Origin of the sequence: Phyllobacterium sp. YR531 (assembly GCF_000282595.1) — a bacterium.
Classification (GTDB): Bacteria; Pseudomonadota; Alphaproteobacteria; order Rhizobiales; family Rhizobiaceae; genus Phyllobacterium.
Genome location: NZ_AKIZ01000005.1, coordinates 1 through 12,644, shown reverse-complemented (window position 1 = coordinate 12,644; position 12,644 = coordinate 1). Strand labels below are relative to the sequence as shown.

Annotated in this window: 10 protein-coding genes; all 10 read left to right on the top strand. The window is 57.7% G+C overall.

What is annotated here, in order from left to right; translation table 11 throughout:
* On the top strand, window positions 1-673 hold a 673-nt coding region (locus PMI41_RS02590; protein ID WP_008121481.1), incomplete at its 5' end, for a substrate-binding domain-containing protein.
* A gap of 84 nt (window positions 674-757) precedes the next feature.
* Window positions 758-1,771, top strand: coding sequence for a Gfo/Idh/MocA family oxidoreductase (locus PMI41_RS02585; protein ID WP_008121479.1), 1,014 nt, complete (start codon window positions 758-760; stop codon window positions 1,769-1,771).
* A gap of 14 nt (window positions 1,772-1,785) precedes the next feature.
* Window positions 1,786-3,327 (top strand): sugar ABC transporter ATP-binding protein, encoded by a 1,542-nt coding sequence (locus PMI41_RS02580; protein WP_008121477.1) that lies wholly within the window; start codon window positions 1,786-1,788, stop codon window positions 3,325-3,327.
* 97 nt (window positions 3,328-3,424) lie between these two features.
* On the top strand, window positions 3,425-4,390 hold the full coding sequence (locus PMI41_RS02575; RefSeq protein ID WP_052025819.1) for an ABC transporter permease: 966 nt from the start codon (window positions 3,425-3,427) through the stop codon (window positions 4,388-4,390).
* A 67-nt stretch (window positions 4,391-4,457) separates the two neighbouring features.
* Window positions 4,458-5,450, top strand: a complete 993-nt coding sequence (iolG, locus tag PMI41_RS02570) for an inositol 2-dehydrogenase (RefSeq protein WP_008121474.1) — start codon at window positions 4,458-4,460, stop codon at window positions 5,448-5,450.
* Window positions 5,451-5,566: 116 nt separating this feature from the next.
* Entirely contained in the window at window positions 5,567-7,141 is a 1,575-nt protein-coding gene (locus PMI41_RS02565; protein ID WP_008121471.1) for a Re/Si-specific NAD(P)(+) transhydrogenase subunit alpha, read from the top strand.
* A gap of 19 nt (window positions 7,142-7,160) precedes the next feature.
* Window positions 7,161-8,594 carry an NAD(P)(+) transhydrogenase (Re/Si-specific) subunit beta gene (locus tag PMI41_RS02560; protein ID WP_008121468.1) on the top strand — a complete coding sequence of 478 codons (1,434 nt, stop codon included), beginning with the start codon at window positions 7,161-7,163 and terminating at the stop codon, window positions 8,592-8,594.
* A 72-nt stretch (window positions 8,595-8,666) separates the two neighbouring features.
* Window positions 8,667-10,574 carry a 5-dehydro-2-deoxygluconokinase gene (gene iolC / locus PMI41_RS02555; RefSeq protein WP_008121466.1) on the top strand — a complete coding sequence of 636 codons (1,908 nt, stop codon included), beginning with the start codon at window positions 8,667-8,669 and terminating at the stop codon, window positions 10,572-10,574.
* Window position 10,575: 1 nt separating this feature from the next.
* Window positions 10,576-12,417: a 3D-(3,5/4)-trihydroxycyclohexane-1,2-dione acylhydrolase (decyclizing) gene (gene iolD / locus PMI41_RS02550; RefSeq protein ID WP_008121464.1), complete on the top strand. Its 1,842-nt coding sequence runs from the start codon at window positions 10,576-10,578 to the stop codon at window positions 12,415-12,417.
* Between the two features lie 51 nt (window positions 12,418-12,468).
* A partial coding sequence (locus PMI41_RS02545) for a 5-deoxy-glucuronate isomerase (RefSeq protein WP_008121462.1) occupies window positions 12,469-12,644 on the top strand: 176 nt, incomplete at its 3' end.

Sequence of the window (12,644 nt, the reverse complement as noted above, 5' to 3'; positions counted from 1 at the left end):
GGCCCCCCAGCCGATTACGGCAGCTGCGACTGCAGCCGGAATTCCACTTATCTATGTCAATCGTCAACCGCTCGAGACGCTGCCTGACTCGGGTGTTAGCTTCGTAGGCAGTGATGAAAAGCAGGCCGGAATGCTGCAAATGACCCAGGTCTGCAAGCTCTTGAACGGCAAGGGGACAGTTGCAATCATTATGGGTGATCTTGCCTATGAGGCAGCCCGCCAGCGCACCCAGTCGGCGGAAGACGTCCTGAAGAAGCCCGAATGCGAGGGAATCAAGGTCGTGGAAAAGCAGGCTGGCAAGTGGACTCGCCTCTCTGGTACCGACCTTGTCACCAACTGGCTGAGCGCCGGTTTGAGTGCCAACGCTATAATCGCGAACAACGACGAAATGGCCCTTGGCGCGATTCAGGCGCTAAAAGCGGTTAATAAGCCTGTCGGCGTCGGCGAAGGTAAGATCGTCGTGGGCGGAATTGATGCGACACAGGATGCTTTGGCTGCCATGAAGGCGAAAGATCTCGCGGTCACTATTTTCCAGGACGCGGCCGGGCAGGGACGTGGCGCCGTCGAGACAGCTCTGAAAATGATTGCCGGCGAACAGGTTGAACATACTGTATGGATTCCGTTCGAGTTGGTAACCCCTGAAAATCTTTCCGAATACGAGAGCAAGAACTAAGCTCCTCCCAGGCGGGTTGCGGTGTTGGCGGTTGATTCCGCATAAACATCGCAACCCGTGACCTTTTATTAACGTGAGGTTTTAATGGATAAGAAACAGAACCCGGTTCGCTGGGGCATCTTAGGCGCAGCGAGAATTGCAACAGCAAAAACCATTCCCGGTATGATCTCCAGCAGTTGGTGTGTACCGTATGCTGTTGGCGCGCGCGATCTCTCACGTGCCCAAAACCTTGCAGACCAATTCCAAATCCCCAGACCTTATGGATCCTACGAAGATGTCATCTCCGATCCTGCCGTGGAAGCGATCTATATTGCGCTTCCCAATCATCTTCACGTTGAATGGGCGCTCAAGGCGGCAAAGGCCGGCAAGCACGTTTTGTGTGAAAAGCCTATCGCTCTAACAGCGAGCGAAGCTGTTGAACTCCGGTCTGTGCCGCCGCAGATCAAGATCAGCGAAGCATTCATGGTTCGCCAGCAGCCACGTTGGGAAAAGCTGCGCGATATCCTGCGATCCGGCCAATATGGCGCCCCAAAAACAGCTCAAATGCTGCTTTCCTTCTTTATGAATAATCCCGATGACTTCCGGAATAGGCCGGAGTTTGGTGGCGGCGCCAACTACGACCTTGGGTGCTACACGGCAATGACCGCCCGATTTGTTTTCGAGCAAGAACCGCTTCGCGTCGTTGCAGTTTCGGAGCTCGACCGTCACGGTGTCGATACGTTTCTTTCCGCAATTCTTGATTTCGGTGGAGGACGTCACGCAAGCTTCACCGTGTCGACGGCAATGGCATCTGCGCAAACACTGCACATCGTTTGCGAGCGTGGCTTTATCGATGTCCCAAAACCGTATGTGCCGGCACGCGAAGAAGCTTCCCACATCGATATCGACGTCAGCCCCAGCCATGATATGTCGGATGTCTCCACCACGTCATTCCAGCCAATCGATCAATACGCACAGGAAGTGGAAAACTTCTCGCGGGCAATTCGTGGCCAAACCGCCCCCTTCTTCGGAATCGACGATGCGATAGCCAACATGAAGGTCATGGATGCACTCTTCGCCTCGGCAAAAACCAATGCCTGGGTCGAAGTGGCGCGCTGACGGGAGGAAGAGAAATGCCTGTCAGTTCTTCCACAATGGCGGCGGTGCATGCCAGCCGAGCTGTGCCGAATGCTGAGTATCTTCTGTCGGCTGAGGGAGTTCGCAAGGATTTCCCTGGGGTCGTAGCACTCGATAATGTGCAGTTCCGACTCAGGCGCGGCACCGTTCATGCGCTCATGGGGGAAAATGGGGCAGGCAAATCGACCCTGATGAAAATCCTTTCCGGTATCTACACGCCGGACAAGGGCATTATCCGACTGAAAGGTCAGGAAATCCAACTCGAATCGCCGCTCGACGCGCTGCAGAGCGGAATCGCAATGATTCATCAGGAACTCAACCTGATGCCATATATGACAGTCGCGGAAAACATCTGGATCCGCCGCGAACCACTGAACCGCTTCGGCCTGGTTGACCATTCGGAAATGTACCGAATGACCGACAACCTGCTCCGGCGACTGAACATCGATCTCGACCCTGAGACTGAAGTCCGGTATCTCTCCGTTGCGAACCGCCAGATGGTAGAGATCGCCAAAGCAGTTTCGTATAACTCGGACGTCCTGATCATGGACGAACCGACATCGGCACTGACAGAACGCGAAGTCGGGCACCTCTTCCAGATCATTCGCGATCTGAGAGCGCAGGGCATCGGTATCGTCTACATCACCCATAAAATGAACGAGTTGTTTGAGATCGCCGATGAGTTTTCGGTGTTCCGCGACGGTAGGTACATCGGCACTCATGCCTCCAGGGAGGTTACGCGCGATGATATCATTCGCATGATGGTCGGCCGGGAAATCACTCAGATGTTTCCCAAGGAGGAAGTGCCCATCGGGGATGTCATTCTTTCCGTCAACGGCTTGTCAGATGGTTGCTATTTCAAGGACGTGTCGTTTGAAGTTCGCGCTGGCGAAATCTTCGGCATCGCTGGACTTGTCGGCTCAGGTCGCTCGAATGTCGCCGAGACGATTTTTGGAGTTACACCAGCTGTTGCTGGCACCATCGCAATCGATGGCAAGACGGTCAACATCGATAGCGCGACGACAGCGATCGCCAATGGCATGGCGTTCCTCACGGAAGACCGCAAGGATACCGGTTGCCTGCTCATTCTCAGCGTCCTCGAGAACATGCAGATCGCCGTGCTGCAGAATCGCTTCATCAAAGCGGGTTTCGTCCAGGAGAAGCAGATCGAAGAGTGCTGCGAGAGAATGGCGAAGCGTCTCAGGGTAAAAACCCCCAATCTTCAAGAGCGGATCGAAAACCTTTCAGGAGGCAATCAGCAGAAGGTATTGATTGGCAGATGGCTTCTGACCAATCCACGTATACTCATTCTGGATGAACCGACGCGCGGCATCGATGTCGGCGCGAAAGCCGAGATCCACCGATTGGTAACGGAACTCGTGCGAAGCGGAGTCGCCGTTATCATGATTTCCTCGGAAATGCCGGAAATTCTCGGAATGAGCGATCGCATCATGGTCATGCATGAGGGACATGTAACTGGCTTTCTCGATAGAGCAGAAGCCGATCAAGTCAAAATTATGGAACTCGCGGCGCAGTAGCCGCAAGCAGAAAAACAACAATCTCGAGGAGGAGAATGTGGACGCTAATCTAGAAAAACCGTCAACGGTATATGAAAGACGGGCGGGAAAGCGCCGCATGCCAACCGAGGTAACCATTTTCCTCGTACTGGTCGGGATTGCGCTCGTCTACGAAATCCTGGGATGGATATTCATCGGCCAAAGCTTTCTACTTAACCCGCAGAGATTGACGATCATGATCCTGCAGGTCTCGGTTATCGGTATCATCGCTGTCGGCGTCACACAGGTCATCATCACCGGCGGAATCGATCTATCTTCAGGCTCTGTTGTTGGGATGACCGCGATGATCGCGGCAAGCTTTGCCCAATCAGCGTCATGGTCGCGCGCGCTCTATCCCACTTTGACTGATATGCCATTCATCGTTCCCGTCGCGGTCGGGCTTCTGATTGGCCTTGCTGCTGGTTTCGTCAACGGCTGGCTGATAGCCAAAACGAAAATTCCACCGTTTATCGCAACTCTCGGAATGATGGTCACCGCACGCGGTATCTCCAAATGGTATACCAAGGGCCAACCGGTTTCGGGACTGACCGAACAGTTCACTTTCGTAGGAACCGGCATCTGGCCCGTCGTCGTTTTCCTCACCGTTGCGGTCATTTTTCATATTGCGCTACGCTATACGCGCTATGGCAAATTCACCTATGCGATCGGCGCCAATCCGCAAGCGGCGCGAGTTTCCGGCATCAATGTGGAAGCGCATCTTATCAAAGTCTATGCGGTAGCCGGCCTCCTTGCTGGATTGGCAGGCGTTGTTACGGCAGCACGCGCCCAGACGGCTCAGGCCGGAATGGGCGTCATGTACGAGCTTGACGCAATCGCTGCGGCTGTCATCGGCGGCACATCTCTCGTTGGTGGTCTCGGCCGCATCACCGGTACAGTTATTGGCACCCTAATCCTCGGCACAATGACCTCGGGCTTCACGTTTCTGAGGATCGACGCTTTCTATCAGGAAATCGTGAAAGGCGTGATCATCGTCGCGGCCGTTGTGATCGACGTCTATCGACAGAAGAAAAAACGTAAGGCGTGACGTACGCCAAATCGTCCAACGCGTAATCATCGAAGTGACCAGCTTATGGCGCTTCGCAGGAGGTAAAATGACTATCAAACTCGCTCTCATCGGTGCCGGTCGGATTGGCAAGGTGCATGCCCGCGCTGTTCGCGAAAACCCGGAAGCGGAGATCAGTGCCGTCACCGATGCTCTGCCGGCTGCAGCGGAAGCGTTCAGCAGGGATTGGAGTTGTGCTCATCGATCGCTTGATGACATCGAAACTGATCGCTCTATTGATGCCGTTCTGATCTGCTCACCGACCGATACACATGCTGATTTGATCGAGCGCTTTGCAAGAGCCGGAAAGGCAATCTTCTGTGAAAAGCCCATCGACCTCGACGTCGAGCGTGCGCGCAAGGTGCTAGAGATAGTCAAGCAGACGAACGCAAAACTGATGATCGGCTTCAACCGCCGCTTTGATCCACATTTTCGAGCTGTTCGCGATGCAATCGATTCAGGCCGTATCGGCACGGTTGAAATGGTCACGATCACCTCCCGCGACCCAGGAGCTCCGCCTGTGGAATATGCAAAGCGCTCCGGGGGGTTGTTTCGCGATATGACAATCCACGATTTCGATATGGCCCGCTTCCTGCTTGGCGAGGAACCGGTATCGGTTAGTGCTCACGCCTCCGTCCTTGTCGATCCAGAGCTTGGCAAGATTGGTGACCATGACAGCGCGACAGTTATCCTGGAAACTGCCTCCGGCAAACAGGCAGTGATTTCGAACTCGCGGCGCGCCACCTATGGCTACGATCAAAGGGTCGAAGTGCATGGGTCCAAGGGAGTGGTCTCGGCGGAAAACCAGCGTGCCGTTTCCATCGAGATCGGTGACGAGGCCGGCTACAGCAAGGGTCCGCTGCTGAACTTCTTCATGGATCGTTATACCCGTTCTTATGCAAACGAGATCGCTTCCTTCATCGACGCGCTGACGACTGGCAAAGCAATCACCCCGAGCGGAGCCGATGGACTTGCGGCATTGGTTTTAGCAGATGCGGCTACCCGCTCCGTAACAGAAAAGCAGCGAATCACGATCGCCTGAACAAGCCTAGTCGCATTCACAAGGCAAGCTCGATGGGCCCTGCGCGGCCTATCGGCGGGATCCAAATCTGAAGCAAGCAAACCACCCCGCAAGACGGTGCACCCCAAGGACGCAAAATGCGTATAGGAACCCCCCGAGAAATAGTGAGCGGAGAAGCACGGGTTGCAATGACACCCGAGAGCGCAATCCAGCTGCAGAAACTTGGCCACGAGTGTTTAATCGAGGCGGGTAGCGGCAAGGCTGCGGGCTTCTCCGATGACGCTTATAGAGAGGTCGGCGTGGCCGTAGTCGATACGCCAGACGCGCTTTATGCGGTCGCGGATATAATCGCCAAGGTCCGACCGCCGGAACCGGTGGAGATCGAGTGGCTGACAGCCGAAAAAACACTGATCTCCTTTTTTTACCCCACCCAGAATAAGGACCTGCTCGAGGTAGCCAGGGACAAGGGCGCCAACATCATTGCCATGGACATGGTACCCCGTATCAGCCGTGCGCAGAAAATGGACGCGCTGTCTTCCATGGCCAACATCGCCGGTTATCGCGCGCTGATCGAAGCGGGCAACAATTTTGGCCGCTTCTTCACCGGTCAGATAACGGCAGCGGGCAAGGTGCCGCCTGCACAAGTGCTGGTCATCGGCGCAGGTGTGGCAGGACTTTCCGCCATCGGCACGGCAACCTCGCTTGGCGCCATCACCTATGCCTTTGACGTACGCCCGGAAGTGGCCGAACAGATTGAGAGCATGGGGGCGGAATTCGTCTTCCTCGATTTCGCCGACCAGCAACAGGACGGGGCGGCGACTGGTGGTTATGCTGCCCCCTCCTCGCCGGAATTCCGCGAGAAGCAACTGGAAAAGTTTCGCGAGCTGGCGCCTAAGATCGACATCGTCATTACCACAGCCCTGATACCGGGCCGCGATGCGCCGAAATTGTGGCTGGCTGACATGGTCGCGGCCATGAAGCCGGGTTCGGTCATCGTCGATCTTGCTGCTGAACGCGGTGGCAACTGCGACTTGACAGTCGCCGACCACCGTGTCGTTTCTGACAATGGCGTGATCGTCATCGGTTACACGGATTTCCCCAGCCGGATGGCAACACAGGCCTCGACCCTTTACGCCACCAATATTCGCCATATGATGACCGATCTGACGCCTGCCAAGGATGGCATCCTCGTTCATAACATGGAAGACGATGTCATCCGTGGCGCAACCGTCACCTATCACGGCGAGATCACCTATCCACCGCCACCGTCGAAGATTCAGGCCATTTCCGCCCAAAAGCCGAAGGAAAAAGCCAAAGAACTTTCGCCCGAGGAAAAGCGTGGCAAAGAGGTTGCCAACTTCAATGCGCAGACGAAAAACCAAGTCGCCCTGCTCGCCATCGGCACGATGATCATGCTTCTGGTCGGCGCTTATGCGCCGGCAAGCTTCATGAGCCATTTCATCGTTTTCGTGCTGGCCTGTTTCGTCGGTTTCCAGGTCATCTGGAACGTCAGCCATTCTTTGCACACGCCGCTGATGTCGGTAACGAATGCCGTTTCCGGCATCGTTCTCTTAGGTGCACTGCTGCAGATCGGATCCGGCAACTGGCTGGTAGTGCTACTTTCGGCACTTTCAGTGCTGATCGCGACGGTCAATATCGTCGGGGGTTTCCTTGTGACACGGCGCATGCTGGCCATGTTCCAGAAATCCTGATCTGGGAGGAAAATCGCACATGACAATCGGTATCGTATCGGCTGCCTATATCGTAGCCGCCGTTCTCTTCATCTTGTCACTCGGCGGCTTGTCCGGCCAGGAGAGCGCAAAACGCGCCGTCTGGTATGGCATTGCCGGTATGGCGCTCGCTGTTATCGCAACGGTGTTCGGCCCCGGCGTCGGCAACTGGTTCATTATTCTTTCGATGATCGCCGGTGGTTCAATTCTCGGCTATTACGTGGCGAGCCGGGTGCAGATGACTGAGATGCCGCAGCTCGTCGCGGCATTGCACTCATTTGTTGGGCTTGCTGCCGTTTTCATCGGCCTCAATGCCCATGTCGAAGCTGTCCGCGTGGCTGGCTTGGACGAAACCGCCCGTACTGCGCTGACCGGCTTCGCAGCTATCCTCGCTCACAAAGAGCCGGTGGAGCTTGTCATCATGAAGGTCGAGGTCTTCATCGGTGTCTTCATTGGAGCGGTCACATTTACTGGATCGGTGATCGCATTCGGTAAGCTCGCCGGCAAGGTGGACGGCAAGGCAAGGAAGCTGCCGGGCGGGCATTTCCTTAATGCTGGCGCAGCAATTCTCTCGCTGATCCTGTTCCTGATGTATCTGAGCGGCGCGGATGTCCGGATATTAGTGCTTATGACTGCTGTAGCGTTCTTCATCGGCTATCATCTGATCATGGGCATCGGTGGCGCTGACATGCCGGTGGTCGTTTCCATGCTGAACAGCTATTCCGGCTGGGCGGCCGCCGCGATCGGCTTTACACTCGGCAACGATCTCCTGATCGTCACAGGCGCGCTGGTAGGATCCTCGGGAGCGATCCTCTCTTACATCATGTGCAAGGCGATGAACCGCTCCTTCATTTCGGTTATCCTCGGCGGCTTTGGTGCAACTACTGGACCGCAAATGGAGATCATCGGGGAACAAACTGCCATCGAAGCGGAGGGCGTGGCGGCGGCGCTTAATGAAGCCGGCACCGTGATCATTGTACCGGGTTACGGCATGGCCGTTGCGCAGGCTCAAGCGGCCGTGGCCGAGCTCACCCGCAAGCTGCGCGCCGCTGGAAAGCAGGTCCGTTTCGCCATTCACCCGGTTGCCGGTCGTCTACCTGGCCACATGAACGTCCTGCTTGCCGAAGCTAAAGTGCCGTACGACATCGTTCTCGAAATGGATGAGATCAACGCTGACTTCGCTAACACCGACGTCGTTATCGTGATCGGCTCGAACGACGTCGTCAACCCTGCCGCGCAGGAAGACCCGAACTCACCGATCGCCGGCATGCCGGTTCTGGAAGTCTGGAAGGCGAAGCAGGTCTTCGTCTCCAAGCGTGGCCAAGGCACCGGATATTCCGGCATCGAGAACCCGCTCTTCTACAAGGAGAACACGCGGATGTTCTACGGCGACGCGAAGAAATCGATCGACAAGCTTTTGCCATCGCTCGTTTGAGGGTGCACAGGCGACCGTCAATTTGAAAAATGCCTCCCTGCGCTTGTCGCGAACAACTTGGAGAGTCTCGATATGAATAAACCTTTGGACCTGATCACGATTGGCCGTGCTGGCGTTGATCTTTACGGCGTGCAGATCGGCGGACGTTTGGAGGACATGGGCTCCTTCCGTAAATATATCGGCGGCAGCCCGACCAACATCGCCTGTGGCACGGCTCGGCTCGGCCTGAAGAGCGCCGTCATCACCCGTGTCGGCGATGAACATATGGGCCGCTTCATTCGCGAGCAGCTCGTGCGCGAAGGTGTCGACGTTCGTGGCGTGGCAGCCGATCCTGAGCGCCTGACAGCGCTCGTCCTGCTCGGCATTCGGGACGAGGAACAGTTCCCGCTGATCTTCTACCGCGAGAACTGTGCCGACATGGCGCTTTGCGAGGACGACATCGACGAGGCCTTCATCGCCGAAGCCCGTTCGGTGCTGGCGACCGGCACGCACCTGTCGAACCCGCGTACGGAGGCGGCTGTCCTAAAGGCGCTGAACCTTGCCCGCAAGCACGGCGCGAAGACCGCGCTCGACATCGACTACCGCCCGAACCTCTGGGGCGTCGCCGGCCATGGTGAGGGTGAGAGACGCTTCGTCGAAAGCGGGGTTGTTACCGCCAAGCTGCAGTCGATGCTGCAACTCTTCGATCTGATCGTCGGCACGGAAGAGGAATTTCACATAGCCGGAGGCTCGACCAACACCATCGAGGCGTTGCGCGCCGTGCGCAAGGTCTCAGATGCGACATTGGTGTGCAAGCGTGGTGCGAAGGGGGCGGTCGCCTTCGAGGGTGACATTCCCGACAGCCTCGATAACGGACAATCCGGGCCCGGCTTCCCGATCGAGGTGTTCAACGTGCTTGGCGCCGGGGACGGCTTCTTCTCCGGCCTCCTCAAGGGTTGGCTCGATGGCGAGAACTGGGCGAAGGCTCTGGAGTACGCCAATGCATGCGGCGCCTTTGCCGTCAGCCGCCACGGCTGCACGCCAGCTTATCCCAGTCTGGAGGAGCTTAGATTCTTCCTCAAACGTGGCGTGACACGCCCGGATCTGCGTAACGACAGGGAACTGGAACAACTACACTGGTCAACAAATCGCACGAACGACTGGTCGACCATGCGTGTCTTCGCCTTCGATCACCGCATGCAACTGGAGCAGATGGACGGCTATACCGTGGAAAAGGGCGGAGCGTTCAAAAGACTCTGCCTCGAAGCTACACTCAAGGCTCAGGACGGTCAGCCAGGATACGGCATCCTCTGCGACAACCGTATCGGTCGGCGCGCGCTGCATGCGGCATCCGGAACGGGCCTTTGGGTCGGTCGTCCCTGCGAATTGCCGGGCTCACGCCCACTATCGTTCGAGTCAGAGCTCGGAATTGATTGCGGCGGCTTGGAGGAGTGGACACGAGATAATGTAGTCAAGGTCCTGTGCTTCTGCCATCCGACCGACGACGCGGACATGCGTACTGAACAAGAAGAAACGGTTAAGCGCCTGTATCAGGCGTCGCGTCGCAACGGTCTTGAGTTCCTTCTGGAGATCATCCCGTCGAAGGTCGCGCCTGTCGATGACCACACAACAGCACAGTTGATCGAACAGTTCTACACAATCGGGGTCTACCCCGATTGGTGGAAGCTCGAGCCGATGACCACGCCGGCAGCGTGGACAAACACCATTGCAGCAATTGAAAATAACGACAGCAATACGCGCGGTATTGTTGTGCTTGGCCTCGACGCCACCGAGGATGAACTCGCGGCGTCCTTCAACGTTGCGGCATCCTATCACCTTGTAAAGGGATTTGCCGTGGGCCGTACCATCTTCGGCAACGTTGCGCGAGCGTGGCTCAAGGGTGAGATGGACGACATGGCGGCTGTAACCGAAATGGCTCGTCGCTTTACACGCCTTTGCAAAATTTGGGACGCGGCGCGCAACGCCGCTAAGAGGAATTGATATGGAGACGATCCGTCTGACGGCCGCACAGGCCATGGTCCGCTGGCTCTCGGTACAGATGACCGAGGAGGGCGAGCGCTTCATCGAGGGCGTTTGGGCAATCTTCGGCCACGGCAATGTGGCTGGCCTCGGCGAGGCCTTGCAGGGCATCGGCAAGGCCCTGCCCACCTGGCGCGGCCAGAACGAGCAGACCATGGCACATACCGCGATCGCCTATGCCAAGGCCAAGAAGAGGAAGCGCGCCCACGCCGTCACCTCCTCAATCGGGCCCGGCGCCACGAACATGGTGACGGCGGCCGCACTCGCACATGTGAACCGCCTGCCTGTGCTGTTCATCCCCGGCGATGTCTTTGCCAACCGGCGCCCGGACCCGGTCCTCCAGCAGGTCGAGGACTTCGAGGACGGCACGGTCTCGGCCAACGACTGCTTCCGCCCGGTTAGCCGCTACTTCGACCGCATCATGCGCCCGGAGCAGTTGCTGACGGCCCTGCCGCGGGCGCTGCGCGTCATGACGGACCCGGCGGCATGCGGTCCGGTGACGCTTGCCTTCTGCCAGGACGTGCAGGCCGAAGCCTATGACTGGCCGGAGGAATTCTTCGAGGTGAAGGTCTGGACCATTCGCCGCCCCGAGCCGGACGCACGGGAACTGGCCCACGTCGCCAACCTGATCAAGGCGGGGAAGAATCCGGTGATCCTCTGCGGCGGCGGCGTCATCTATTCAGAAGCCGAAAAGACTCTGGGTGAGTTCGCAACGCGCCACGGCATTCCGGTGGTCGAGACGCAGGCAGGCAAGTCGGCGCTGGCGCAGGCTCATCCGATGAACTTCGGAGCCGCTGGCGTCGATGGCTCGGCGGCGGCCAATGCGACCTGCGAAAGGGCCGATCTCGTGATCGGCGTCGGCACGCGTTTCCAGGATTTCACCACAGGCTCCTGGGCGCTGTTCAGTCAGCCCGGACGCAAGCTCGTTTCGATCAATGTGCAGCCTTACGACGCCGGAAAGCACGGTGCTGTCGGCCTGGTTAGCGATGCGCGTGTGGCGCTGGAAAAGCTCACGGTAGCCCTTGATGGTTACAGGGCCTCCGCCTTCGACGCAAACGCGCGTATCGAATGGCTGAAGCGTGTCGACGCCCATTGCGCCGCGCCTGTCGATGCATCCGGCGATTACCTGCCGACTGACGCGCAGGTGATCGGCGCGGTCCAGCGTGCCTCGACCGAAAAGAGCATCGCTATGTGTGCGGCCGGCACCATGCCGGGTGCTCTGAAGCTGCTCTGGCAGCCATTCCAGGGTGGCTATCATATGGAGTACGGCTTTTCCTGCATGGGATACGAGCTTGCCGGCGCGATGGGCGTGAAGCTCGCGTTGCCGGAACGGGAGGTCATCTGCTTTGTCGGGGATGGTAGCTACATGATGGCGAACGCTGAACTTGCCACTGCCGTCATGCGGCGTGTGCCTTTCACCGTCGTCCTCACCGACAACCGCGGTTACGGTTGCATCAATCGGCTGCAGATGGGATGCGGCGGCGAGCAGTTCAACAATCTCTATAAAGACTGCAACGTCGAAGAGCAGCCGGAGATCGACTTCGTTGCCCATGCGGCTGCGATGGGCGTTCACGCCGAGAAGGCGAAGGACATCGCCGATCTTGAAGCGAAGATCGCCGCCGCGCGCGACCGTAACCGCCCGACCGTCATCGTCATCGACACCGATCCGATGCATGGCCCTGGCGAGGCCGGCGGCGGCCATTGGTGGGACGTCGCCGTGCCGGAAATAACCCGGAACGAGAAGCAGGAGAAGGCTCGGGCGGCCTATGTCCAGAACCTCAGCCAGCAGAATCTCGTAAACTGATAACCCATGCCAGTGCATCGCCCGGCGAACTGGACTTGATTGGAGTGGAACATGTCGAGCCTTCTTCGCAAACCCTTCGGAACCCATGGCAAGGTGCACGAGATCACCGCCCAGTCCGCCGGCTGGCGCTATGTCGGCTTCTCGCTTTACCGATTGCGGGAAGGTGAACGTATCGGCGAGGTGACAGGATCGAATGAGATCATCCTCGTCATGGTCGAGGGAAAAGC